The sequence below is a fragment of the Runella sp. SP2 genome, assembly GCF_003711225.1.
Taxonomy (GTDB): Bacteria; Bacteroidota; Bacteroidia; order Cytophagales; family Spirosomataceae; genus Runella.
In genome coordinates, this window is sequence record NZ_CP031030.1 from 940315 (window position 1) to 964345 (window position 24031).

26 protein-coding genes and 1 tRNA gene are annotated in these 24031 nt (G+C 44.3%); 18 read left to right on the forward strand and 9 right to left on the reverse strand.

What is annotated here, in order from left to right; genetic code table 11:
• The first annotated feature begins 768 nt into the window (after window positions 1-768).
• The 4 genes from DTQ70_RS03760 to DTQ70_RS30570 are packed head-to-tail and all read left to right on the forward strand — an operon-like array spanning window position 769 to window position 6226.
• Window positions 769-3429 (forward strand): hypothetical protein, encoded by a 2661-nt coding sequence (locus tag DTQ70_RS03760; RefSeq protein ID WP_164489847.1) that lies wholly within the window; start codon window positions 769-771, stop codon window positions 3427-3429.
• Window positions 3430-3431: 2 nt separating this feature from the next.
• A complete protein-coding gene (locus DTQ70_RS03765) occupies window positions 3432-5474 on the forward strand; it encodes a hypothetical protein (protein ID WP_122929569.1) in 2043 nt (680 codons plus the stop codon).
• Window positions 5475-5514: 40 nt separating this feature from the next.
• Window positions 5515-5988, forward strand: coding sequence for a hypothetical protein (locus DTQ70_RS03770; RefSeq protein ID WP_122929570.1), 474 nt, complete (start codon window positions 5515-5517; stop codon window positions 5986-5988).
• On the forward strand, window positions 5942-6226 hold the full coding sequence (locus DTQ70_RS30570) for a hypothetical protein (protein WP_164489848.1): 285 nt from the start codon (window positions 5942-5944) through the stop codon (window positions 6224-6226). The genes DTQ70_RS03770 and DTQ70_RS30570 overlap by 47 nt, the downstream gene beginning before the upstream one ends.
• Window positions 6227-6319: 93 nt before the next feature.
• Here the strand turns inward: DTQ70_RS30570 and DTQ70_RS03775 are convergent, their stop codons facing one another.
• From DTQ70_RS03775 to DTQ70_RS03790, 4 genes are all read right to left on the reverse strand, one after another.
• Complete coding sequence (locus DTQ70_RS03775) at window positions 6320-7531, reverse strand: site-specific integrase (protein ID WP_122929571.1); 1212 nt, start codon at window positions 7529-7531, stop codon at window positions 6320-6322.
• A 229-nt stretch (window positions 7532-7760) separates the two neighbouring features.
• Entirely contained in the window at window positions 7761-8213 is a 453-nt protein-coding gene (locus DTQ70_RS03780; RefSeq protein WP_122929572.1) for a helix-turn-helix domain-containing protein, read from the reverse strand.
• Window positions 8214-8521: 308 nt separating this feature from the next.
• Window positions 8522-8869, reverse strand: a complete 348-nt coding sequence (locus DTQ70_RS03785; protein ID WP_122929573.1) for a hypothetical protein — start codon at window positions 8867-8869, stop codon at window positions 8522-8524.
• Window positions 8870-8932: 63 nt separating this feature from the next.
• Window positions 8933-9514, reverse strand: coding sequence for a DUF4468 domain-containing protein (locus DTQ70_RS03790; protein WP_122929574.1), 582 nt, complete (start codon window positions 9512-9514; stop codon window positions 8933-8935).
• A gap of 531 nt (window positions 9515-10045) precedes the next feature.
• Here DTQ70_RS03790 and DTQ70_RS03800 point away from each other — a divergent pair.
• From DTQ70_RS03800 to DTQ70_RS03865, 14 genes are all read left to right on the forward strand, one after another.
• Window positions 10046-10279: a hypothetical protein gene (locus DTQ70_RS03800; RefSeq protein WP_122929576.1), complete on the forward strand. Its 234-nt coding sequence runs from the start codon at window positions 10046-10048 to the stop codon at window positions 10277-10279.
• Window positions 10280-10383: 104 nt separating this feature from the next.
• Window positions 10384-10629, forward strand: a complete 246-nt coding sequence (locus DTQ70_RS03805) for a hypothetical protein (protein ID WP_164489849.1) — start codon at window positions 10384-10386, stop codon at window positions 10627-10629.
• 94 nt (window positions 10630-10723) lie between these two features.
• Complete coding sequence (locus DTQ70_RS03810; RefSeq protein WP_122929578.1) at window positions 10724-11176, forward strand: DUF4494 domain-containing protein; 453 nt, start codon at window positions 10724-10726, stop codon at window positions 11174-11176.
• Between the two features lie 98 nt (window positions 11177-11274).
• Window positions 11275-11346 (forward strand) — tRNA-Met (locus DTQ70_RS03815).
• Between the two features lie 266 nt (window positions 11347-11612).
• Window positions 11613-13013 carry a hypothetical protein gene (locus tag DTQ70_RS03820; protein WP_122929579.1) on the forward strand — a complete coding sequence of 467 codons (1401 nt, stop codon included), beginning with the start codon at window positions 11613-11615 and terminating at the stop codon, window positions 13011-13013.
• Between the two features lie 12 nt (window positions 13014-13025).
• Window positions 13026-13334 (forward strand): hypothetical protein, encoded by a 309-nt coding sequence (locus DTQ70_RS03825; protein ID WP_122929580.1) that lies wholly within the window; start codon window positions 13026-13028, stop codon window positions 13332-13334.
• Window positions 13335-13390: 56 nt separating this feature from the next.
• Window positions 13391-13759: a hypothetical protein gene (locus tag DTQ70_RS03830; protein WP_164489850.1), complete on the forward strand. Its 369-nt coding sequence runs from the start codon at window positions 13391-13393 to the stop codon at window positions 13757-13759.
• A 109-nt stretch (window positions 13760-13868) separates the two neighbouring features.
• Window positions 13869-14252 carry a hypothetical protein gene (locus DTQ70_RS03835; RefSeq protein WP_122929582.1) on the forward strand — a complete coding sequence of 128 codons (384 nt, stop codon included), beginning with the start codon at window positions 13869-13871 and terminating at the stop codon, window positions 14250-14252.
• A gap of 182 nt (window positions 14253-14434) precedes the next feature.
• Window positions 14435-14704: a hypothetical protein gene (locus DTQ70_RS03840; protein WP_122929583.1), complete on the forward strand. Its 270-nt coding sequence runs from the start codon at window positions 14435-14437 to the stop codon at window positions 14702-14704.
• Between the two features lie 240 nt (window positions 14705-14944).
• A complete protein-coding gene (locus DTQ70_RS03845) occupies window positions 14945-15259 on the forward strand; it encodes a hypothetical protein (protein ID WP_164489851.1) in 315 nt (104 codons plus the stop codon).
• A 16-nt stretch (window positions 15260-15275) separates the two neighbouring features.
• Window positions 15276-15734 (forward strand): hypothetical protein, encoded by a 459-nt coding sequence (locus DTQ70_RS03850; protein ID WP_122929585.1) that lies wholly within the window; start codon window positions 15276-15278, stop codon window positions 15732-15734.
• Window positions 15735-15948: 214 nt separating this feature from the next.
• Entirely contained in the window at window positions 15949-16176 is a 228-nt protein-coding gene (locus DTQ70_RS03855; protein ID WP_122929586.1) for a hypothetical protein, read from the forward strand.
• A 4-nt stretch (window positions 16177-16180) separates the two neighbouring features.
• The gene (locus tag DTQ70_RS03860) at window positions 16181-16447 is read left to right on the forward strand and encodes a hypothetical protein (protein WP_122929587.1); all 267 of its coding nucleotides are present in this window, start codon (window positions 16181-16183) and stop codon (window positions 16445-16447) included.
• 49 nt (window positions 16448-16496) lie between these two features.
• The gene (locus tag DTQ70_RS03865) at window positions 16497-16850 is read left to right on the forward strand and encodes a DUF3850 domain-containing protein (protein WP_122929588.1); all 354 of its coding nucleotides are present in this window, start codon (window positions 16497-16499) and stop codon (window positions 16848-16850) included.
• A gap of 81 nt (window positions 16851-16931) precedes the next feature.
• On the opposite strand, the gene DTQ70_RS03870 is transcribed toward DTQ70_RS03865, so the two are convergent.
• From DTQ70_RS03870 to DTQ70_RS30575, 5 genes are all read right to left on the reverse strand, one after another.
• A complete protein-coding gene (locus DTQ70_RS03870; RefSeq protein ID WP_122929589.1) occupies window positions 16932-17738 on the reverse strand; it encodes a DNA adenine methylase in 807 nt (268 codons plus the stop codon).
• A gap of 112 nt (window positions 17739-17850) precedes the next feature.
• On the reverse strand, window positions 17851-21126 hold the full coding sequence (locus tag DTQ70_RS03875; RefSeq protein WP_122929590.1) for a phage tail tape measure protein: 3276 nt from the start codon (window positions 21124-21126) through the stop codon (window positions 17851-17853).
• Between the two features lie 51 nt (window positions 21127-21177).
• Entirely contained in the window at window positions 21178-21639 is a 462-nt protein-coding gene (locus DTQ70_RS03880; protein ID WP_164489852.1) for a hypothetical protein, read from the reverse strand.
• Window positions 21632-23656: a hypothetical protein gene (locus DTQ70_RS03885; protein ID WP_122929592.1), complete on the reverse strand. Its 2025-nt coding sequence runs from the start codon at window positions 23654-23656 to the stop codon at window positions 21632-21634. The genes DTQ70_RS03880 and DTQ70_RS03885 overlap by 8 nt, the downstream gene beginning before the upstream one ends.
• Window positions 23653-23994: a hypothetical protein gene (locus DTQ70_RS30575; RefSeq protein ID WP_164489853.1), complete on the reverse strand. Its 342-nt coding sequence runs from the start codon at window positions 23992-23994 to the stop codon at window positions 23653-23655. The genes DTQ70_RS03885 and DTQ70_RS30575 overlap by 4 nt, the downstream gene beginning before the upstream one ends.
• Window positions 23995-24031: the final 37 nt, after the last annotated feature.

Genomic DNA, 24031 nt, shown 5'->3' on the forward strand with positions numbered 1-24031 from the left:
CCTGATAAGGATAGTATTTCGAAGCCCTTCATCTTTTCATCGACAGTACAGGGTTAAAAGTATATGGAGAGGGTGACGAGGCCGCTTTTTCTACAATAATTTGTCTTACGATTTGTTATTTGTTGATGGGTAAAAGAGGCTACAACCGCTGAGGCGGCCCTGTTTTTAGGAGTTCACATCCCTCCTTGAGTATGTCATATTCAAGGCTTTTATCGGCTAACAGTTTCTCTAACCTTGCATTTTCTAATTCTCACATTAGCCTAAGCTCGTCTGTTCCCATACCCCATACCTACTTTTCCAATTATAAAATCCCCTGGTGAGATGTCGTGTTCTAGACATACATCTTTTTCGCTCTTATCTTTACATACACTACTTAAGATTGTACGATTTGTAATTTACTAGATTTGCTTGTTTTACCATTTTGATTGTGAAAATTATGAAATTCCTCCAATTTTAAATGGTTACGTCTTCTGGGAGCAGGACACAATGATAAATAATACCTTTACTAACGTCTAACTCTTTGGCTACTTTAGGAAAACTTTGTTCGTTTTTAAACTTATTTATGACTTGAACCTTAAAGTCAGTGTTATATATAAAAAATATTTAGTAGTATTAAATTATATAACTTTGTAAAGTTACGTATTTGGGATATTTGTCTCATTATGGTCGCTAGATTAGTAATATTTATGACTTTAATTGAGAGGTATAACCTAGATTTTTAGGAATAATATTTAAAATTGAATTAATTGTTAAAATATATAATTTGCCATGAGAAAACACGTTTTAATGTGGTTATCGCTTCTAACAGCAATAGTTACACAAGCCCAAGTCTCACGAGAGACAACCGAACAAAAAATTGACAGCCTTCTGCCTGTTAATACAGCGCGTTTAATTACACCGATACGCCTACAAACTGCGTTTCGGAAAGTGCTTGATTATGTACAGCCCAACATTGCGAATGGCGGTCTATCGCCGCTAAAACTTTCTTCTGGTGGAGCCACCTCAGGGCAAATCCTGAAATGGAACGGCTCTGCGTGGGTACCGTCTGCGGATGCCGTTGGGAGTGCGCCTACTTGGGGGGCAATTACGGGGACACTAAGCACACAATCTGATTTACAAACCGCCCTAAATGGCAAAGCAAACACAAGTCACACGCACCTTGTAGGCGACCTGACACAATCGGGAGCAACCACAGGGCAGGTAATAAAGTGGAATGGTACGGCGTGGACGCCTTCTGCGGATGCAGTAGGAAGCTCTCCAACTTGGGGAAGTCTCACAGGCACACTAAGTACCCAATCCGACTTAAATTCGGCGCTTGCGGGAAAAGAACCACTCATTTCAGTTGGAGGATTGGCCTTAAATAAAATCTCACTCTCAGGAGCTACCGAAGGGAATGTTCTTAAAATTAGTGGTGGGGTTCTTACTTATGCCACCGATGCCACAGGTGGTGGGGCAAGTGGAAATGTGATTTCTACTGTTACAAATATCGCAGCTTTGAAAACGCGGGTTGGGGCTTACGCTAGCGAAGGCGTAAGAACAATGGGGTATTATACGGCAAATGATGGCGGCGGATGGCTTTATATTTGGAATGCAACGAGCACGGCTACTGCCAATGATGGTTCTGTTATACAGGTAACAGGGCAAGCAACAGGACGTTGGGAAATTGCATATTATGGTTATACTTATGCACGGTGGTTTGGTGTAAAAGCCGATGGCACAACCGACGATAAAGTTACGATTAAAAAAGCAATTGATTTCGCTGTATCTAAAGGGGGCGACCTTTATCTTGGTCAAGGGGTTATTATTACTACCGATGAATTGTTTCTAGGGACGGTAAGTCCTGCTAGTTTGCCAAGCGCGGAAAAGATAAGAATCATTGGCGAAGGGCCTACATTTGATTGGAACACTTCTAGTCCTCAGTTTACCACAGGTACAATGATTATGTTGCGTGGCAGTGGCAAAAACGCTGTGTTGAACATAACCGCAGGGCTGGGGAGATACTTAAAATTAGAGAACTTCACGGTTTCATGCGAAACAAATGGTGGTGCAGAATATGGAGTTTTATGGTCAACGACGGCAACGAGTGCACATTCGCTAGAACGTATTCATTCTTACAAGGCAAACAAAGCATTTGGAATCCTTGCTGGCGGCTATGCGAATGGGGAGTTTACACATTTTGAGGATTGTGTAGGCAGTGGCATTACAAATTTCTTTTACATGGCACCTAACACAGGTCAGGCATTCAATCATCTGTTTGTCAACTGTCATGGAGGAGTTACTGGCGATGGTGGTGTAATATTTCAAATTGGTGGTGGTGGACTAGGATTTGGTCTTACCCTGGTAAATTTCAATAGTAGCAATGCTATTTTATCAAACTTTATGACTGGCTTAGGTACTACTTTGCTGAAAAGTGAGGGAGTTTCAGGGATAATTTCAATGAGAGGGGGACGTATTGAGCAGGTATCCACTTTACTAAATCTCACACAAGGTTCAAATTTAGTGAATGGGAAATTTGTCTTTGAGGATGTCCATTTCGATGGTATGCAATGCAATTCTTCTCGAAAGTTCATCAAGACAACCTCAAATAACTCCTCTCAGAGTCTTCAGTTTAAAAATTGCATTTTTAGCCCGTTAGTGGCGCAAGAATCAAATTCTGAAGTTAATATTGAACTAGGTCAGTATTCCGAATCGGAATATAGATTTGATAGATGCAATTTTAGCCGATTTCCCAAGTATGACATTTCGCATACTCAGACCACGAAAGGGAAAGTCATTTTTGATAACTGTCAGCGTACGAATTTTAACTCAAATGGGTCTATTATTTTTTCAAAGGCTTATTGCTATAACGAACCTACGCCAAGCCTTTCAGTACACAAGCCTCAAAACTTTTTGCTTCAATCTGGTTTTTCTGCCAGTACAGGCGGGGATATTGTTGCAACAAGCCCGTGGACGCACACAACTCAGTCATCATTCTATGAACTCTACAATAAGGACAATGCTTTAGGTTCACCACAATCTAGTGATACTCGATACCGACAATTTGCGCTAAAAGCTAATGCTTCGGTATCACAAGTAGTGAGCGCACTTTCATTTGGCTCGGGGGATAACGTGTATCGGTATCGTATATATCTTAGCTTTTATCAAGCTGCAAACTCGCCGTTTCGAGTAAGGTTGAAAAACTCAAGTACGGGAAAAGTATATGATTCGGTAACACTTTTAGGCCCAGGAACTGATAATGAGTTGATGCAGGTGGACTTACTTGCTCACGATAGTAATGTGGGAGGGAATTTGGTTGTTGAACTGACCAACCTAAATACCGACTGGCCCGCAAGAATCAATATGTATGGTCAATATGTCTATACAAATACAGCGGCCTCCTTTATCGAAACAACTACTTCTACCTTAAATCAACCATTGATAGTAAGATAAACATGAAAAATCCATTAATCCTTATGCTAGGAATAGTGCTCGCTTGTGCCATTCCTAGCTATGCACAAAGTACGCAGTCCGAAGCGCAAGCAGCGGTTGACTCACTTTTGCCGTCCAATACCTCTAAAACCATAACAGCAGCCCGATTGCGGCAAGCGTTCACCAAAACGCTTAACTATGCCAAAACCATCCAAAATACCTTGGGTGGCAAGGCAAATTTAACGCATGGCCATGCACCAAGTGAGCTTACCCAATCGGGAGCAACCACAGGGCAGGTCATCAAGTGGAACGGTAGCACCTGGGCACCATCTGCGGATGTCAGTGCTGGAACTCCTACATGGGGAGGGATTTCGGGGACACTAAGCAATCAGGCAGACTTGAGCAATCGCTTTGCCTCCAAGCTCGACACTGGAGCATTTGTGACGCCAGAGATGTTTGGAGCGGTCGGCAATGGCGTCACAAATGACAGGGTAGCGCTTCAAAATATGTTTAATGCCTACAAAAAAGGCAAAATAGCATTTTTGAGAGGCAAAAACTACTTTATCGGCGCGGGTACTCTTACGGTAAAAGGCTCGGGAAATGAGCAAAACGCCCTAGTGATTGAAGGTTATGGTGCAAAAATCACTTCTACCAACAGTGCAACAACCGCGACTATTTTATTTGACGACTGCATGAGAACCTCCGTTAAGGGTCTTGAAATAGATGGCACTTGCGATTTCGACGGTTGGTACTTTGGCAACATGGAAGAGTGTTACTTGAAGCGCCTTAGATTTGGCAACCAAAACTTGGATACTATTGACGAAACTTATTGGAGCGTATGGCGCCGCTGCAAAATTGCGAATGGGATTTATATCCATACGGGAACGGCAGGCGACAGGACGGAGTTCAACGCCAATAGTTTCTACGACTGCAACATCTGGTATGACACCTACGCAATCCATTTGTATGGCAATCAAAACGCCCAAAATTGCAATTTCTATAATTGTGACCTAAGCTACCAAACGGTTGGTCGTATGGAAATAGAGCAAGATGTACTCGATTCTCAATTCAATTTTTATTCTTGCTATTGGGACGATGATTTTTCGATTCCAGTCAATACAAACAATGTGGTAGTGAATACCTACGGCTTTGGAAACAACCCCAATTCGGGGAATATTGGTAGTCACGCCACGCTGAATACAGGCTCACAAAATGATGTAAGTAGTTCTTACGGAGGTAGAACAGGGTCGCGCGTACCAATGTCTTCCTACAATTTGATTATCAATGGCGATTTGAAATCGGGGAAATCGAACGTAAACGCCGATTGGACGAGTGTGGCACCGATTATGGGAGGGGGCTTATTCAGGAATTACTTACGATTTAGCGACAATACAGCCACAATCAAAAGCGCAGAATGGAAGGCAATTAAGGCCCCATTTACGGGTTATTATGCGGTAACGGTAATAGGCCGTAACGTGGGCGGCACCAACGTAGTATTCTCTAATGTGGTGAACAACGTAGATGTGTATTATAACCCCGTGTCGGTCAACGATGCCACAGATTTTGTGGTATCAACGGGCAAGGTTTTTCTGCAAGCAGGGGACGAGTACAAGTTTAGACTTTATACCCAAGCCAGCGCCAATAACGTGGTGGATATTGCATACGTTGGCCTGACCTTTGGCCGAACAGGTGGACTTACGGCTGTTTCGCATCCAGAAGCAGGGTCAATTAAAACAACTGAAAGCTATTACGAAGGCGCTACGGCGGGGACGCTTTTCACGCTACCAATCGCAGTCAATGAGCGTATTTCGGCCAAATGCACCTGTTATGGGGCTGACCCTACTTACCCTGACGGGGCGACCTTCAATGAATCGGTGATTGTAGCAAGTAGAAGTGACACCCAATACACGTACTCAATCACGCCTCAAACTACTTTGAAGACAGGAGCAATCTCAGCCGCTCCCTCTTTTAGCTTGACCGAAAGCGGCGGCGTAATCTCCGTAATAGCTACTCCTGCCGATGGTAATATCCGCCTGACGTGCGAGCTAAAGGGCACTTTTAGATAGTAGTATTGAATCAATCAAGTTTCCATTAATAGCCAATTTTATGAAATTCACTGACCGCGTTTTACGCAACCCTCTTACCTCTTTGATTGGCGTGGCCTTCGCAATTGCGGGGGTCATGCTCCTAAAATGGTCTGACGACCTTTCGGAAGCATCGCGCGTGTTTTTGGCCATTCTTTGCTTTGTCATTGCGATGACGGGGCTAGGGTGGCGCGATAATTCTCTAATGAGAGTGCTTGAGTTTTTTAAGAACAAAACCCCTGTGATTGTCGTGTCGAGTATCGCCTTTTTAGGCGTGTCCAGTTGCGTGTCAAATCGGCATATCCTTGAAGAACTTCGTGCTTTTAGGGCACAACAAGAAGCTATTACTAACAATTATAACATCCAAATTGATGAAATCAACAAGAAATTCATTGACGAAAAAGTTCAGTCTATGGCTGACGGCGATTTGCTTAATTACGTTGAGCAGCTTGCCAACCCTAAGCCAGTCCAAAGCCCAACAAAGCGCAAAAATTAGTATTGAGCGCACTACTCTGGAAGCGTTGGCGGCCAAAGTACAAAAGGCGGACATCTACGAACGCCAAAACACCAACTTGCTCAAGCAGAGCGCAGAACTGAAAGAGGAAATCGTGAGCCTAAAGGTAGAGAACAAAAGGCAAAGCGATGAGCTGCTGAAGCACCAAAAAAAATGGCGGTACGCAATCATGGCCATTGTCGTTCTGGTCTTTTTGGTGATTGTCTTGCTCAGAAGGTAACACACAAAAAAAACGCCCCATCACACAAGCTAAACAAAGAAATACAAGTGCTAGTGTTTTTTGGGGCTATTTTGTGTTTGTAACAAAAATAACTTACCCAAAAAGGTTGTCAACCAAATCGTCATTCTCACTTTGAGTACCTTCGTTAAAATAAGTCTGCGTAATGCTTATCGAACTGTGGTCAAGTGCAGCTGAGATAACAGTTACGTTGCCGCCAGTTTTTATTCTAGCATACTCAGCAAAGCTATGCCTTGCGGTATGCGTTGTTAGCTTGGCGGCATTGATCAAAGGCGCTATTTCTTTCAACTCATTATTAATTACAGAAGTAGCTGCTTCGATTTTTTTACGCCAAACATCTTTATCGAGCTTTTTCTGCTGGTACTTTTTTAAGAATGGAAAAATATATTCGCTATTACTCAAAAATGGCTTTCTATATTTTTCGACAATGGCCAGGGCTTGAGTTGACATCTTCTTTGATCTTGATTTTTGTGTTTTGGATGCAGTGTATTCAAGTCGCCCATTGACAATATTAGACCAACAAAGTTGCAGTACATCCGTCACTCTCATGCCTTGCATAAAAAATGAAAAAAGGAAGAAATTACGAGCATGATCTTTGTTCGTCCCCTCTTGTAAGTCCAGTTTTTCAAGTTGATGAATTTGATTTAGGGTAAGCCTTGTCCGAATGGTTTTAGATTTCTTGGCAGAATGTTTTGACCAAGGTGATAGCTTCTCTGGCTCATAAACCTCTGATTTTATTGCATCATTGTAGGTTGCTTTGAGGATTTTGAGGTTATTGTGTATTGTATTGACAGCGTTTCCAAGACTCTTTAAATAGCGTTCGTACTCCTTTATCCAGTCATAGGTTATTTCTTCAAAAAGTAAATCATTTCCCTTCAAAAAGACCTCAAGTTTGTTAATGATGGCAATCGCAGTTCGTTTAGTGCTTGGGTTGTCTATTTTATTCGACCGTAGTTTTGCGTATTCTAGGAAACTATCACCAATAATCTCCTTCTTTAGCTGTTTTTTTAGGGTGGAAGCACTCACTTTTTTTCCACCTACCTGACTCTTCAAGTAGGTCTTTTCAACTTCAAGGATTTTGGCTTTGGTTGCAGCATTAATTAAGAGGTGTTGTGGATGGGTCTTTCTTACCTCTTTCTTCTCTTCGTTCCAGTGTCGTTTTTCGATAGAGTGTCCAATGGAAACTCTATACATTTTTCGAGCTTGCGTGATTCGTAGTTGAATATTCTGGGTGCCGTCTTTTTTGACACGGTTATCAAGCTCAACATGAAAAGATATTTTGCTCATTTACTGAAACATTTACTGAAACAAAGTACAAATATGAGCAAATGTAGCAAAACAAAAAACCGCTCATACGTACGTACAAGCGGCTTTTTGTTTGGTTTGACTTGGTTAGTCTTGTCTTTTGTGATCCCGCTGGGATTCACACCTAAGAACACAAAGCCCTCTATTTGACTGCGTTAAGCGCTTAACTTAACTGTGTGCCACCGACGTATCGCCCGCAAAGGCGAAAAAATTAGGCTAGTTGGCCTAAAGTTTCCAAAAACACCCCTACAATAGCAGGATGCTTAACTACGCCAGTCCCGGTAGCACACTCAAGCTTTCCCAATTGACTCTTCAGAAGCTCCAGCATGAATCTCTGCTCATTGATGACATTGTTCTTCTGTTCTATCAATTGCTCGTATTTATTTGAGAAAAACTGCTCAACTTTTTCAATAATATCAACTTGCCCAGATGACTTTTCAGTTGATATTCTGATTGACCCTTGGCCGCGCATTAACCATGCAGGATTAATTTCTGGATAGGTTGAAAAAATGGCATCAAGAACATCAAAGCTGGGCTTACTTTTTCCATCTACGATATAGTTGATAGTGCTTGAATTCTTTCCAATAGAAATTGCAAAAGAGTTGTTGGTCATTTTAAGTTCTTTTATAAGAATCTTAAATCGGTCTGCGATTGTTGTTTCCATTTTTAGTAGATTTACTTTACTTTTAATTTATTCTCAAAATAGGGTATTCAAATAGTTAACTATGCCTGCGGTCTTAAACCTCAATAACAAAAGTGCTTGGGCCTTTTTTTATTATAATTCTGGTATCACCTTGCACCTCTTTCCCCACCAATGGGGCTTTCGATGTCGTTATACTACCCAAGTAGGGGTTGCTAACCGTCGCAAGTTTTCCTATCGACAATTTTTACTGCAACTTTGGGTACTTAAAGTAGAACTCTTCTGGGATTGGCAATACAACAACGAGGTATTGCCCCGCCCAAATCATAACCCTAATCTTGGGTTTTCGAGGGAGCAGGTCTCCCAAAGTTCCTCCAGTGAACAATAGACTCATCGCCAGCATAATGCTCTTCCTCGTCAGAAAAGTAATACTGTAAGCCTGTTTTGGGCTCAAAGTGTGTTTTGGTAACAGTTACTTTTTCAATAAAATCAAAATAAAATTTATAATACACATCATTGAATGGGATATAGCCCCATACAAAACCATATTGCAAAAAATCGCGTCCCTCCAAATAAGGCTCCATCTCTATATCAAAGTCGTAGCCTTTTTTTCTGATTTTTAAAATAAGGCGTTTATTGATGGCCTTGATTACGTTATCTTCAATCTGTTCAAAGTCCATGTTTACAGTATTTTAAATGTGTTTAAATTGATTGTCAAATAGTTAAGAAATTACAAGGAGACCTTACCAGTCCTTTTTCTCCGTTTTTTTCATACCAGTTTTCAGTGAGTCAATGATGAGCTTTATTTGCTCATCAAGCTTTATCAAAAACCTTTTTTCTACATTTTTTTGGCTACCGTTTACCCATTTCTCAAGTGGTACGCTGACGTCTCTAGGAGGGGTATTTTGTGTTATAACTACCTGATAATTGAGTTGTATATTAGAAATCTTGTATCTATACCTTCCATCTTTAAACTGAACACTTATTGTGTGCTGAACATCTACAGGGTATGAATTCATGAATCCTCCTTGCATAATTGTTTTAAAAAATCCTTTACCAATAATTTCGTCATCTTCATCTAAACTTATGACGTCCTTTGAGGATTTATACGAGTCTATAAACCATATTTTTGCCTTCTTACGTAAATTTACTTGTGATGAACTATCTACTAAGACTACTTCTTCGTAAACCACCTTTTCTTCTGAAACAGGCATAATTCCATAGTACTTATCTTGAGCGAGTGAATGAACAATTCCCCCCAAATTAACCACTAACCAGCAGGTGAATAATTTGATTTTATTCGTAATTAAGATGGTGTTTTTCATTTTTTAAAATATTGATATTCAGTTATTTGTAAAAATAAATTCTGAAATAAATCAAAATAATTGCCAAAATATTAGGAATTATTGCGATAACTATCATATATTTGAATCTCAAACCAAGATTACTTTGGTAACAAATTAACAACATTTTGGCAGTAGAGGCAAAAAATACTATAAAAAATTAGTAAACGGTCAAACCTATGAGTATCGAAGAAATTAGAGGTAAGTACAATTGCAATGTAATTACCAAGCTGTCTAAGGGAGAGCTAAAGAAGTTGTTTAACATCGAATTTGGCTATAAAAGTGACACCCGTTTTACCCTAATAATGGCAGGAGACGTCATTCCATCGCCTATCGAGACCCAGTGGTTGTCACAGAACGTGGAATATTATTACCAACATCACGCCCCCTATCAAACACAATCATGATAACGCTACTGGACTGCATTATCACTGTCGGCTTTTCAGCGATGCTGATTTTCGCCTGCTGGATAGTATGGGATGTAACCCGTGACCTCAAAACACTAAAGAAATCATGACAGCTTGGTTCAAACAATCTGACACAAACTATGCTTTTGTGGGCTTGTCGGAGGAAGCGCGGCTCGATGGCGTCCCCAAGTTGCTGGAAGTTCCTATTGGCCACGTCGAACTAAACCCCAACACCAATCAGTGGGATGCTTATCTCAATAACATATTTTTGGTGAGCTTTCCCCAGCTCCTCAATTCATTTTTGGCCGTTGAAGAATGTTTCCAAAACCAGCCGCTATGACCTCTTTACCTTTAAGTGTAGCTCACTCAAGACACCTTCAAAAAGCAAATGAGCTTTTGGAGGGTATTCTCAGCAATCCAAACGAGCATCAAAACCGTGTGGACATGAGACGTATAATGGACGCGTTATCGCATACAGGTATAAGCTTAGGGCATTTCCTTGGTGCTTTTCAGCAACGAGAGTCGTTAGCTCAAGGCACGGTAAGTGCCGAAACATCGCTAGCCACTCCCGTTCAAACGACCAAGCACCAGTGCCCAATTTGTGAAAAAAGTTTTCAAACCTCAAGTGCATTGAGTGGGCATGGCCCCGCTCGATGTGCCATAAAACATGGAAAGGAGCTGCCGTCATGACAAGCCTGTTTGATTTCATCCTTTGGCTTATTTTCTGCGCAGTGAGTATGCCGTTTTTATTAAGAGTCGAATCTAAAAGAAACCTTGACTAGCCATGCCAAATTGGAGCCTTGTCAAAATTAAATATACCCAGGAACAAGAAAATGGGTCATTTAAAGTAATAACCGAAACTTACCTGATTGACTGTGTCAGCTTCACGGATGCCGAAGCTAGGGCATTTAAGGTGCTGAGTGAGGTTTTGAAAGAGTTCACGGTGGTAAGCATCACCAAGATGAAGCTCTCAGACGTGTTTCACTTCGAGGATGAAAGTGGGGAGAAGTGGTACAAAGTGAAGACATTCTACGTGTCGATTGACGACAGCAGGGGAGCGGTCAAAGAAAAGAAAATTATCAGCTACATGCTTGTCAACGCCGACAGTATCAAACAGGCCATCGAGCGGATTGAAAAAAGCCTAGCCACAATGCTGATTCCCTACGAAATTACAGATGTTATTCTCACTCCAATTTTAGAGGTATATCCCTACGTGAGTGAGGAACAAGAAGAATAGAGTTTTTCATAACGTTGAGTAGATTCGGATTTCTTGGGGGCATTGCCCCCAAGCCAATTTCTCAACACTGAAGACGCACAAAGCGAGAGTGAGGGGCAAGTGGTGTAGGGAAGATGGTCATCCCGCAGGCTCATTACCTGAGAGCACTGGTTCGAGTCCAGTCACCACTACGAAAAATCCAACCGTACCCAGTCTTTGCGGCAATGGTGAGTGTAGGGAGAGCTTGAATCCCATCAAGATGCGCTTAGTAGTCAACCTGACTCATAAACTGGGAGGAACTTAGCTTACAGGTAGAGTAACTACGTAATGAATTGGCATTGCGAAAGTGCTCGGGGTTCGATACCCCAGCTAAGACAACGAGGACGCCAGTCAAGTTCGTGGCCTCAGGGGGAGTAATGCCCCCCTGTAGGTCGCATGGATCAACTTTGCTTAAAAAATGAAGCTAACACAACAAATCAACTACCACGAAGCCATAAGACGATGGTGTGCGAGAGTTGAAGATTACAACGAAAACTGTGAAACGTTTGTCTCCAAGCGAACGTCGCACACGCCTGACGGTGAAGTAATTACGAAGGAGTTCGTAATGAAAAAAGGCACACTCAAAGGCTCTGTCAAGGCCACAGGAATGCACCTAATCGCGCTTTATTCGCAAGCTTGGGGGAAGGCTAATGCCGCAGTGCATGGCATGGCACGGCCTGACGACGTGTACGTAGCGACCAATCGGGTAGAGCTGGGAGAGCGCCTGAGCCGTTCAGGTCGTAGCTGCTACGACCATATCCGAAAGCTGATTACAGTCGGTCTGATTGAAAAATACTCCTTCTGTGGCCGACAGCACTCATTCAAAATATGGATTTCTCCAAAAATTTTGTTTGGCGAAGCGGAAACCATGCCTGAGGTAGCAGCCCCCAAAACGGCCTCTTTAGCGCCAGTACGGCAAAAAATGCCGCCTATTTATAACCCACAGATACAATATACAACTACAATAAGTGCGGACAAATGTGGACAAACACTGAAACATGACCACGGAAACAACAAGGATCCGCACAGTCTTGTGCAAAATGGCCAAGAACCAGCCTCCTACAAGCCTGTAGCCACGGAAACAAGACAGGGGGGGCGCGCGGCCGCCGAATATTCGGAGCTGGAAAAGATGTGGATAAGCTTGCCGAACTACCTGCGAAACCTAACCACGGGCTTTTGGAAAGTAGCCAAAACGCAGTTGTATCCACGATGCCAATTCACGGAAGAAGACCAACGGCAGGCCATTTTGGAAATCTACGAAGGTGTGTTTGGAAAGTTCGCTCTGAGCCAGAGCGACGTAGCATGGGCGGATTACTACAACGAACTTATGGACAGAATGCAGCTCGCAAAACGGTGGTTCGACAAACACCCCGACCGCTCGCCTGACATGCCCTATAAATGCAAGAAAAAGCTAGGCTATTTTGACCCGAAGAACAACTTTGGCTTTGCGCGAACAGCAGAATGGTTCGCCAAAGATTCGTTAAGAAAGCGTGAAAATAGAGTCGAATTCCTACTCAACAGCGCACGAATAGATTTTGAACGATGGGCAGCGGGTAAACCACGTGCCTCGCACATTGGCAAGGATGAACTACAGCTTTTTGTCTATTACCAAAATTGGGCGCGTACCTACGGCAAAGAGGTAGAAGCCAAGTTCAGCGAGCAATATTTAGAGCAAAAGGCACGGAGTTTTGAGCCGAAAAAGATACACCGCCTCTCTATTCGAGCCCAGAAAAAGCAACAAAAAGACCAAAATCCAACACAGATTGTCTATGTAGAATCATGGATGACGGAGTTTGGCGAAGGATTTTACTCATATTAACTACTCACAATTATGGCACAATTATCAGAAGAAAAACGTCATTCGCAGCATTACTACGCTTCCAGAGCCGTAGTAGTAAGATTCATCAACATGAAACCTTGGGAGAAACCCAAGAAAATGTACGATAATCAGTACTTATACAAACTTCGTGGTAAGCAAGGCTACCCACCTTCTTATTGGGAAAGCCACTGGATGCAAAAGATTAAGGAATGGGGCCCGCTTGTACTCGAAGCATCAATTCACGATGTAACCCACAATACCGATTTGACGAGCCAAAATCGGATAGCGCAATTGGTAACGAATGGCCACTTTCTTTATTAAGATTTAATTATGAATAGCTTAAAACCATGCCTCCCTCAAAAAGAACAAACTTTGGAATGACGCTCTCCTTAGAACTGAATAAGTCGGCAACGATAACAATTTTTGGACTCATCGACAGCGCCCTTAGGACTGTAACAATGAAGGAGTTACAAAGCCAGCCTCACGACTACGTGATTGCCGCAAACCTAATGGAGGTACGACGAAAGCTCGCAAAACATGTTGACGACTACCATATTTTTGGCGGCGACCGAGAATGGAAACTAAAGCTCACGCGAGCTGAAGCACTGGCGTTCGATGTGTGGTTTCATCCTGACGACCACACCAGCATAAGCCTTGATAACAAATTGATTAAGCCAGATACCTACGAATATGGGCTTATTCTAAAAATCTGTGGAATGGTAAACCAGCAGTATTATACTAGCTAATGTTGCCAACAAGCTTCATTTATAATTAATGTCCCTTTCGGGGAATGGGAGAAAATCCCTCGCCTTTAGGCGAAGACTTTAGTTTATCAAACTTAAATATCTAAGTGTCATGGAATTAACTTACAAATCAATTGAGTACAGCAAAGTTTTCAACCTTGGAAACTACGAAAACGAAAAAATCGGCATCATCGCTGAAGTTGCTCCTGGGGCAGATATGCTTCAAGCCATCAATAAAATCAAGGACGATGTCGAGGCCGTGCACAACTATAAACGAGACTTATCCGAGTTTAACCGAATGAAATTAATTCTTGACCGCCCACTCGAATATCTCGGACGTGATGTCGAAAAAGCTAAACAGAAAATTCAAGAATTCTTTGAAAAGTATCCATTTCATTACGATGGAGCTTCGTTTAAAGATGCTCTCAAGCTAGAGCAAGCCCCATCAGTCGAAGTGACCGACCATAAAGACAAATGGGATGAAGACAGGTATTAAATGATAGCATAATCGTCGGTATCATTTTCAGGATCACCAGGTGCAGCATTAACTTTTGATAGCAAACCTTCGCCGCAGCGAGCAGCTCAGGCAAAGCCAGGCGCACAAGTTTGCTATCAAAAAAATATCATCTACCTCATTTGTCACACCGACGAAGGAGGTGCCTAACCAACCCAATTTTTATGAAAATAAAACACTTAGCAAACCTAATGAAGAGCGCTGATGGTGGCTTTATCGTAATCACTTTAAAGCAGGCTGACACCAACAACATCGGTTCCATCTTTGGTTCTTCAAACCTAGACTTCGACACGGTCACCAGCATTCTCGAAGAAATAGTCCAAGAACGCAAAGCAAGAATTCGCTCTCAACAAGCCCTAAAACTGCTTGAAAGTTACGACACTATCCAACCGATTGCTGGTTATTTGGAGCCGCGTATGCTCAACAAGCCCTAAAACTGCTTGAACGTTACGGCACCTTAAAAGAAGCTGAACCGTAAAGCAAGAACTCGCACCCAACAACTTCTAAAACCTTATTTCCCTAAACTAGACATCAAAAAACCTAATTGATAGCAAATTCGCGTTCCTGGCTTAGTGGCCACAGCTGTCGGCCGACAAAATTTGCTATCAAAAAAACTTCTTACGCACTCCATCAGCGCCAGCTCTGGCGCACCATCGCTAAACTACAATGTAAAAATGATAGCAAACGAAAAAGAGTTTCGTACAATAACCTTACGTGGGTTAGACGAAAAGCCCGAAATCGTGGCCATTATGAACAAGGTCATGAAAACGCATGGACTCAAGACCGGTCAGTCGGTCATTGAGCGTATTATCATCGACTACGAAGAACTGCAAAATGGCCTTGCCGCTGCCAAGCGAGAACTCCAAAACCAAAAAACGCATTTTGAGCGCAATTCAAAATCGTTAGCTGAAGAACTTGAAGGCTATCGAAAAATAGTCAAGGATGCCCAAAATGCTTTTAATCAAATCATGACCCTTTCCATCAAATAATAAACCAACCTCCATTATGAACACACAACACGCGTTGATCCTGAGCCTGATTCTATTGGTAGCCATCGGCGTCATCTTATTTTTTATTCGTTTATACCTCAAGCGGAGAAAAAAGCCAATATCCAAGCCTCATTATAAAGACTACCCCGAGTACCCCGACAGCACCCCTGCGGCCACTCACATTTCTAATGTATATCAGCGCAGCCGTTCACATTTCCCCTCAGTAACTGATTACAGTCAGTTTCAGCATAGTAGTTTAGACAACCCAACACCTAAGGCCGATGACATGTTTGATGCCTTCAAGTACAGCAGTAGCACTTTTGACAGTCCATTATTTGGTGGTGGCGATTTTGGTGGCGGTGGTGCTGGCGACAGCTACTCCTCTGACTCAGGCTCATCCGACAGTAGTTCATGGTCTGATTCCAGCTCATCAGATAGCTCCTCTGATAGTAGCAGCTCTTCATGGTCTGATTAATAATATAAGCCAACATCACAATGATTACCACTACTACTTATTCCTGGGCAGACCTTGAAGATGGTACATGCCGCAGCTGCGGTGAAGAGACAGACGTTGTCATCGATGATGGCCGCTGCCCTGACTGTATCGAAGAGCAAAAGTTCTACGACATGACAATGAAATCTAGCCACAAAACGTCATATCTTAGCGACGAAGATGACCTTTAACCACTATGCATCATTTCGACATAATCCGTGAGCGGCTTCGAACCGCCTTCCCCAAACCTGCCATCCGAGACGTTCACAGCCACATCTTGGAAGTAAACTTTCAGATGGCCACGGGCAATTACCTTGTGCACTATTTTGGCTCCGACAATACCTACAGTCTCGAATACGGCGGTGCAATGGTTCTCAATACCCCCGACCCCGACGAAATCGCCGACTTTATGCTAATCAAATAAATGTATGAAACTTACTTGGACGTTCTATCCACGAAACCAATGCGCCGTATCGCTTGAGGTACGTTACCTTGCTGAGTTAGATGATTTTAAGTTACCAAGTGGTGGTTTTCTACTTCAGGAAGAAAATATTGCCGTTGTGGATTTAAAGACCTACTGGCACTTCAACTCGGCCTCGGTCGAAGAGCGCCGCCATGCTTTCCAAAAACTCACAAGACTTGTTAAGCATTCTGCGGTCAGAATAGAGGGGCAAATTATACGACTATTGCAGTAACCACACTGCTAAATTTCTATCACACAACTTAACTCCCAACCTTTACAAGATGCAAATCCACGAACTAAAAGTCCATAAAAATTATGTAAACCCACTGCTATCAGGAGCCAAGACATTCGAGGTAAGGCGAAACGATAGAGACTTTCAAGTGGGAGATATTCTTATCATGCGCCCCTACGATGAGAAGAAACAGAAATACGTATCTGAAGAATCTGAATTCTACTACAATGTCACTTATGTACTTACAGGTGGGAAGTATGGGATAGAAGAAGGCTACTGTATTCTTGGTATTCAGCCCAATCCTGCCATAAACCGATTTGGATTATTGCAATGGAGGTACGTACCGACTCCTTTAACAAAGCCAACAAAGCATCCTCTCGAAATTTTGGACGATACAAAATGATTGGTAGCTTTGTACAAACTTTACTTCTCCAAAAACACCTTCTAAGTTTGGCGACCGACGGGGGTGTTTTTCTTTTAGTAGTTACTTGCTCACCTCATAATTCCACGTTAAGCACTCAATCTTCTTTTTGGTCTTTTCGCGTCGGCCATCCACGGCAAGGGTCTTTTCGTGTTGTTCGGCATTCCAGCCATGTTGGGCTATGTAGTCAGCAAGAATAGACTCAGGGTAGCTACTAAGCAAAAACTTACCTTTCATCGAAGCACACGCATCCAGCAGCTTTCGGAAGTCATCGTCCGAATACCCCGCGTAGTGGCCTTGGTTGGCGCTCACGTAGGGAGGGTCCAGATAAAAGAAAGTATCGGGCGTATCGTACGCCTTTATCACCTTCAGTACATCATACGACTCAATCGTCACCCGCTTCATTCGGTCTTTGTAGGCGTCCGTAAACCCATTCTTTTTATTGAAAAGCTTCAGGGCGCACTTACCTGCTCGGTCGTAGCCAAAACCCGCCCCAATCATCGATCCAAAACTCATGTTGGTCTGAACCCACACGCTCCATGCCAGAGCTAAGGCATCTTGAATGTCCTCTTTGCTTGCGTCGTATTGCTCCCACGCTTCAGCGTGCTGGGCACGTGAGTGAAACGTCTCATCAATTTTGTGCTGTAAGTCCTCAAAGTCGTATTTGAGGGCGCGGTAAAAAGTGGTAAGGCGGTGATTGATGTCGTTGACTACTTCGGCCTCGCTCGGCTCCTTGGCAAAAAAAACGGCCCCGCCACCAAAAAACGGCTCAACATACAGCGTGTGTGCAGGGATTTTTGGCAAGATGGCTGGGAGCATCATTTGTTTTCCACCGTAATAGGTGATGGGAGTTTTTAAGAGTTTTTTCATAACGTTGATAATTTGATATGTTTGTTAAGCGTCCAAAAAGTTTCAATCCTTTTTGGAATCTGGGCGCAAAAAACCCCCGTCCGTGGCCAGAAACGTAGGACAGGGGAAATACCTAGGCGCTATGTGCATTTTTGATGTAGTCGATAAACTCTTGCTGTTCCTCCAGCTTGGCGTAGTTCCAGGGCTTTTGGGCAAATTTCTGCATTGCACTGCGCGTAGCCCGTTGCTCCTCGATGAGTACTGCCATCATGGCCGCCATGTCGTTTGCGCCGTTGGCCGTTTGATTGTTGGATGACTTCATATCGGCCCGCCTAGTAAAATCATACCCGCTTTGGCGTAAAGCCTCCGTCATGGCCACAAAGTTGGCAGTGATTGGATTCTGAAGCATGGGGTTGCTAAACACATACTCGGTACCACCCCGCCCGTTGGGGCCTCGCTCTCCCGCTATGTAGCTTCGGTTGCCCAAGTTAAACAGCGTTGGTCGCCTCACATAGCCTTCGGGCTTGCCGCCATTGTCCAGCGTCAGCGAGAGCAAGTCCGTAAATCCCCCCGTCGCCCGCGTAGGCATTCGTTGGATTTTGGGTTGCTCCAGCTTTTCAGCTTGCCCCAGTACCGCCTTTGCTTTTGCAATATTGGCAAGTACGGTGGCCACGCCCGTCGCAATTTTGATGGCCGCATCGATAGGAGTCAAACTAGCATACGCTCCTTTCGCAGTCATTGCACTAATGGCGCTAGCAGTATTAGTGGCGATTTGGATGAGCGTAGCCATGCGCTGAAATTCAGCGTACTCGGTTTCGTTGGAAGCCGCAATTTCAAAGAAGCTCGCAAAAATATCGCCCACCGTATTGGTGAGCTTCATGGTTTGCTCTATTTCCTTTTCGCGCTTTTCATCAACCTTCTTCTGAGATTTAGCGTAGAACTTGGCTTCGATGGCCTCGCGTTGCGCCCAGTAGGCTTCCCAGAGTGGAAGAGTTTGTTGGGCGGTCAGTTGAGCTTCTTCCGCTTGTGAAAGCAGTGCTTGAAATCTCCTATCGGCAGATGTAAGCTCCGAAGCAAGCTCATTCTCGGCACTCTGGTTCACAAAGTTGTCGATTTCGGTCAGGGCATCGCGTTGCTTCTGAGCCAGCTCGTCGGCTTGCTTTTGCTTTTCCTCAAGCTGCTTTGCATAAGCTTCGTTGGCTTTTTGGCGCTTCTTATCGGCTTCTTCAGCGGCTTTGGTGGTTTGCTCTTCTTGAAGTCGGTTCAGCTCGTTGGTTTCGAGGGTAGCAAGTTGGCTCAGGTAGTCTTTGTTGCCTTTGGCCAGCTCCCGTAGGCGCTCGTATTTAAACTTCACTACCTGTACTTCGCGCTTGTTTTTGTCGAGCAAGTCGAGCTGCGCATCCTCCCGTAGCTTTTTGAGTTCATCCTTCAGCTGCCGAAACTCATCTACTTCCGTTTTACCAGGGCCAGCGCCAGTCTTACCCCCTCCCGATGTTGTTGGAGTAGTTGAAGTGGGTTTTGTGTCTTCAGTGATTGATTTGTTTTTAAGCTGATTCAGTTGATTTCTCAGCGTTTTTTCTTGGTCAATCAACTTGAGCAAATGCTCACGGCGAGCTTTGGTTTCTTCGTTGGTTGCTTGGCGGTATTCCTTATCAATCCCAAGCCATTCGCCAACCCTGCTTTGCAACGAAAACATGTTTCGGGTTTTACCCGAGTTGAGCTGTTTGTCGGCCAGCTCCCTTACTTTTTGAATACGCTTGATTTCGGTTTCTAACGCCTGTACGCTTTGAGTTTTGGAGTCTTCTACTACCTTTCGTTGTAGCCCAAGAAATTCACGCACTTTTCCTGAAGCAATCGCAACCGCATTGCCGTAGGAGTCCCAACTTGTCACAGCCGAAGGAGCTATTTTTGAGATTTGTTGAGTGACTTCATTGAGCTCTTTTTGTACATCTTTACCAGCCTTGGCTTGTTTTATCAAGGCTTCGTACTTCTCAACGAGTGGCTGTAGCTGATTGGCCACCTTTTGCGATTTGGCCCCTGTTTCACTAAGCTCATTGATTTTGCTTTGAAAAGCATCCACTACTCCAAATACCCTTCCCAACCAATACACAAATGGGTCGCCGTTTTCCTTGACCGACATCCAAAATTGCTCCAGCTTATTGGAGATTTTGTCCAGCACGGCAGCGCTGTTATTGTTGGCCCGGTTGTATTCCTCCAGTACCGATGTGCCTGCCGTAAATTCAGTATTGGCTTGGCGTTGAGACTCACGTACCAAGTCAATTTTACCAGCAAGTGCTCCAATCACCTGAGCGCCCTCACTGCCATCAATACCGAGCGTTTTGAAGGTTGTGGCTAGTCCCTCCAGTCCTTTACCTGAGTTAGAAGCCCCCGCAATCACTCGTAGGAATGCTTCGTTGGCGTCGCGGTTTAGGAGGGTAGAAAACTCTTTGACGCTCATGCCCGCTACCTTCGAGAAATAAGGCACGTCTTTGCCCAGGGCGATAAGCATTTTTCCGATGTTGGTAGCAGCCAGCTCAGGCGACTGCCCCATCTGATCCATGGCAGCGGCCAAGCCAAGCACGTCAGCAACTGCAATGTTGGCCGTAGGGGCAATGCCCGCCATGCGGGTAGTGAAGTTGACAATGTATTCTTCGTTAGCAGAGCTGCTCGCTCCCAGACTATTGATAGCCGAGCCTACCTTCAGAAAGCTTTCTTGAATCCCAAATTGCTTCTTGAGGTTAAAGATTTCGATAATCTTGGCAATCTTCGTTATGGCCTCTTCAGCTGACCCACCCAAATCTTTCGCCAAGGCTACTTTGATGACGTCGGCTCCCTTCACAAACTCCTCAGCTCCCTCAAGGGTGCTTTCTCCAAGCTTTCCAGCAATCTCCCCTAGCTCAGCCAGTTCTTTGCGTGTGCTTCGCGTATCGAGTTCTTCAAAACTGTCAAAAAGCAGCTGTACTTCATCGTTGGCAAGGCCAGTCATTTTGCCGACCCCCGTCATTTCATCGGCTATCTCGGCAATTTTTTTGGGGGCACGTGCAAAGATGTCAAGCACTTTGGAGATAGCTTGCGTGGCCAAATTTCCCCCCATCACCTGAGACATGATGGAGTTGGCGCCTTTCGCAAATTTTCCAAAGTCACTTTGGGTAGCTTGAAGTTGCGAAGATTGATTCTTCAGGCTTTGCGTCGTGCCATGAATCTCCCCATTCATGGAAGCGAGTGCCTGCTTCAGAAGTTGGGCTTCTTTGACAAGTTTGGCGTATTCCTCTGGATTCGCCGCCTTCGACATATTTCGGAGCATCTTCTCCGTGTCGAAACTCGCTTTTTGAATTGCCTTAAAAGTCGATTCTGCCGAGCGTCCCTGTATTACGAGGTCGATAACGGCTTGGTCGCGATTTTTTGCCATAGCTGTTTTTAGCTCGAAAAAACAGCTCTAAATGGCTCGCTAATAGGACTCTTAGAGGCTGATAGTAGTGCGGGTGGTGAGAATCTCGGAGACCATTTTTACGAGTTCGTCACCGTAGCGTTTGAGGAGAAGTTCGCCCAGCCTGCGTTGTGAAAACGTTTTGGTTTTGCCAATCCATTTTTGGGGTTTTCTTGAGTCGCCGTCGCCTAGTCGTCGCCCGTAGCGCGAGCTTGCGTATTTTTGGTCGGCATACCCAAATCCGCGCCCTACCCCCATATCCACAAAGCGGCCATAGAGCGGGAAATTAAACTGGAGACTTGCTATTTCGGCATTGCTCACCACCCCGCGTGTCCAGGTCTTGCGCAAATAGCCAGACGGTTTGGGTTTAAAAGGGCTACGTCGCCTGTAGATGGCCCTGTCTTGTGCTTTCTGCCAGTCGGCCACGGCCAACCGCGAGAATGTCTCAAGCATCCCCCTGAGGTTGATTCGTTCGTGAAGTGTACGTCTATCCATTGGCGATTCTATATCCCGCACCTGGTATGATGCGCAGGCTGTTACGGTATGCTCTATACTCGTCAGGTTGCAAATACCAAAAGCTACTATCGTCGTTTGCCCACGTTACCCAGAATACTTCCGCCCACAGCTCTACCGCAGGTTCTGTGATACGCACGGCCTTTCTAATGGTGTTGACAACAATACTCTTGGTTTCACTGTCGTAGCCTCCAGTTTGATATTGGTAGTGAAACGTAAGGTCGTTTTGGAGCAACATGGGCATTGTTCCTGCGGCATCAAAGAAAAAACGCAGCATAACAGTATATGCCCGGGCTGTTGAGTCCTCAAACGGCAGCGCAAACGGAATAAGCTCAGTTCGCACCCATACCCCTGCTGGAATCAGCGGCGTATAATCAGGCGGCATAACAATAGGATGCAGCGTAGCCTGTGCCGTGAGTAGCCCATCTTGCGAAGGCCACCTCGTTATTATTTTTTGAATCAAGCAGGGGAGCTTTACGTGGTCGTCAGACTCAGTAAGCACAGGTTCAAAAAGGCGCATAGAGAATGACTGTCCAATTTTGAGCCTGTATCGCTGAGTAAATGGTTTGGCAAACGAGCGAAACTCCCAAAATGGCCGCGTCCATCTGTGAAAGATACTGTCTGGTTCATCAGGGTGAACCGACAACCCCGCAACTTTCTGCTGTAAATAATTTCGACTGATACTACTTCCCATTGGGTATAAGTTCCCAAGGTGGTCGGGTTGCATACCTAGGTACATCAATAAGCGAGGTGATGTATCAGGCAAGTCTAGTGAAAACTGCTTGATTTCATTGTAACGAAAATCAAGCGATTGGCCACGCTCTTTTGCTTCAGGAATGAGAAAATTAACTCCCAAAAAAGCGGCGTAGCGTCGCTTCTGTATGGTCATAGGCAATGTACTTACCTGAAGGTTGATGGTCTTATCCCCTCTACCAATAAGGTACGGGGCTGGCGTTGAAAAATCATCTTTTGTGTCACCAACAGTAGGAAATTGAATAGTGTGGCCACCCTGAACAATTGGGTCGATTGTAACGCCTTTCAACCGTTGTTGGCTAAGGTCTAAAGTGGGATTTTGGGTTGATATTTCTACAAAAGACCGAAAAACGACTTGTTTGTTGAGCTTAGAAAAAAACACCCCTATGCCGCAATCGGTACGTAATAGCTTAAAAAAATCCCCCAAGGTCATTTTCCACACGTGGTACTGAGGCTGCACTGAGGTTGCAATGCCAAGTGGTGCGACGTTGATTGATACATTGTTGTACATCACGAGGCGTTTTACTCCAGGATCTTGCAGCCAGCTCCCTACTGGGTCATAGCCCAAAAACGCACACACGCGTTCGATAATCCAACAAAGATAAAAATACGGAACGACCCCATTCCCGTACGTATTTACTTTTTGGTAGCCAGCTACCATCACGTGCGAGAAATCCCCGATAAATCCAGCTCCAGTATATTCGTTCACAATGGGGTTGTGTCGAAAACCGTCCGTATTTAATTCGTCTGTTTTTTCGGCTTTGGCATCCGTAAATTCTGAATTATAAACGGGAAAAAATACAAAAGGCCACGGTGATGTTTCGGGGTTGGTGGTTTTCAGCATTGCTGTAGGTAGAAGTTCAGGGCTTGGGCACAGCACAAACGAAAGCCCTGAAAACACATCGCTTAGGTTTTTTGTAGAAAGCAGAGAGGCTATTTCGCCCGAATCAAACACCAAAAACGCATCAGCATAAGAATCTGTAATTCGGAAGTTCAGCACGGCAGGGCCCCACGGAATCCCATCGATGCTGACCGTAACGTCGATGCCCGTAAAGCTTGATGCTTCCAGCCGATGTTTGTGCCCCATAAAGGCCATGTTGATGGGCGTAAGCCTAAAACGAAAAGAGTACGACCAACTCCCAGGGAGGTTGTCGTCGGCTAAGAGCCAGCTATTAAGCTCTTGCTCAAGGGTAGTGTCGGGTGGTAGCTCAAGGAATCGCCCCTTTTCGTCTTTAATCTCAATCATTTCAAAAGCAGAGTAAGCAAGCCTAACAGACTCAGCGTACCCACCGAACCCGCTATTGCTCCTTTTTTAGTGGCATTTTTCTTAATTTCAGGGATGCCCTCACGCGTTTTTTGAAGGGCTAAGGTACTATCTGCAAGTTGTTTTTCGCAGTTGGTTAGCATGTCGTAGCATGCCACCGCCGCTTCAGCGTCGCTGATTTTTTGCGCGTTGTACACTATCGTTGTATCTCGCCGTTGCGATCCTGATTTTAAGCTCCTGAAGCTTGCGCAATTTTGCAGTATCAGGCTGCACAGCAGAGCCAACAGCCACACTGTCAGCTTTGATTTTAATTTGCTCATGGATAGGGATAGTTGGAAGTTTGGGAGTTAAAAGAAG

Bases quoted from the DNA above. Each gene is read 5' to 3' on its own strand.
- DTQ70_RS03760 (WP_164489847.1), top strand. From the start codon at position 769: ATGAGAAAACACGTTTTAATGTGGTTATCGCTTCTAACAGCAATAGTT.
- DTQ70_RS03765 (WP_122929569.1), top strand. From the start codon at position 3,432: ATGAAAAATCCATTAATCCTTATGCTAGGAATAGTGCTCGCTTGTGCC.
- DTQ70_RS03770 (WP_122929570.1), top strand. From the start codon at position 5,515: ATGAAATTCACTGACCGCGTTTTACGCAACCCTCTTACCTCTTTGATT.
- DTQ70_RS03775 (WP_122929571.1), bottom strand. From the start codon at position 7,531: ATGAGCAAAATATCTTTTCATGTTGAGCTTGATAACCGTGTCAAAAAA.
- DTQ70_RS03780 (WP_122929572.1), bottom strand. From the start codon at position 8,213: ATGGAAACAACAATCGCAGACCGATTTAAGATTCTTATAAAAGAACTT.
- DTQ70_RS03785 (WP_122929573.1), bottom strand. From the start codon at position 8,869: ATGGACTTTGAACAGATTGAAGATAACGTAATCAAGGCCATCAATAAA.
- DTQ70_RS03790 (WP_122929574.1), bottom strand. From the start codon at position 9,514: ATGAAAAACACCATCTTAATTACGAATAAAATCAAATTATTCACCTGC.
- DTQ70_RS03800 (WP_122929576.1), top strand. From the start codon at position 10,046: ATGACAGCTTGGTTCAAACAATCTGACACAAACTATGCTTTTGTGGGC.
- DTQ70_RS03805 (WP_164489849.1), top strand. From the start codon at position 10,384: ATGAGACGTATAATGGACGCGTTATCGCATACAGGTATAAGCTTAGGG.
- DTQ70_RS03810 (WP_122929578.1), top strand. From the start codon at position 10,724: ATGCCAAATTGGAGCCTTGTCAAAATTAAATATACCCAGGAACAAGAA.
- DTQ70_RS03820 (WP_122929579.1), top strand. From the start codon at position 11,613: ATGAAGCTAACACAACAAATCAACTACCACGAAGCCATAAGACGATGG.
- DTQ70_RS03825 (WP_122929580.1), top strand. From the start codon at position 13,026: ATGGCACAATTATCAGAAGAAAAACGTCATTCGCAGCATTACTACGCT.
- DTQ70_RS03830 (WP_164489850.1), top strand. From the start codon at position 13,391: ATGACGCTCTCCTTAGAACTGAATAAGTCGGCAACGATAACAATTTTT.
- DTQ70_RS03835 (WP_122929582.1), top strand. From the start codon at position 13,869: ATGGAATTAACTTACAAATCAATTGAGTACAGCAAAGTTTTCAACCTT.
- DTQ70_RS03840 (WP_122929583.1), top strand. From the start codon at position 14,435: ATGAAAATAAAACACTTAGCAAACCTAATGAAGAGCGCTGATGGTGGC.
- DTQ70_RS03845 (WP_164489851.1), top strand. From the start codon at position 14,945: ATGATAGCAAACGAAAAAGAGTTTCGTACAATAACCTTACGTGGGTTA.
- DTQ70_RS03850 (WP_122929585.1), top strand. From the start codon at position 15,276: ATGAACACACAACACGCGTTGATCCTGAGCCTGATTCTATTGGTAGCC.
- DTQ70_RS03855 (WP_122929586.1), top strand. From the start codon at position 15,949: ATGCATCATTTCGACATAATCCGTGAGCGGCTTCGAACCGCCTTCCCC.
- DTQ70_RS03860 (WP_122929587.1), top strand. From the start codon at position 16,181: ATGAAACTTACTTGGACGTTCTATCCACGAAACCAATGCGCCGTATCG.
- DTQ70_RS03865 (WP_122929588.1), top strand. From the start codon at position 16,497: ATGCAAATCCACGAACTAAAAGTCCATAAAAATTATGTAAACCCACTG.
- DTQ70_RS03870 (WP_122929589.1), bottom strand. From the start codon at position 17,738: ATGAAAAAACTCTTAAAAACTCCCATCACCTATTACGGTGGAAAACAA.
- DTQ70_RS03875 (WP_122929590.1), bottom strand. From the start codon at position 21,126: ATGGCAAAAAATCGCGACCAAGCCGTTATCGACCTCGTAATACAGGGA.
- DTQ70_RS03880 (WP_164489852.1), bottom strand. From the start codon at position 21,639: ATGGATAGACGTACACTTCACGAACGAATCAACCTCAGGGGGATGCTT.
- DTQ70_RS03885 (WP_122929592.1), bottom strand. From the start codon at position 23,656: ATGATTGAGATTAAAGACGAAAAGGGGCGATTCCTTGAGCTACCACCC.
- DTQ70_RS30575 (WP_164489853.1), bottom strand. From the start codon at position 23,994: ATGAGCAAATTAAAATCAAAGCTGACAGTGTGGCTGTTGGCTCTGCTG.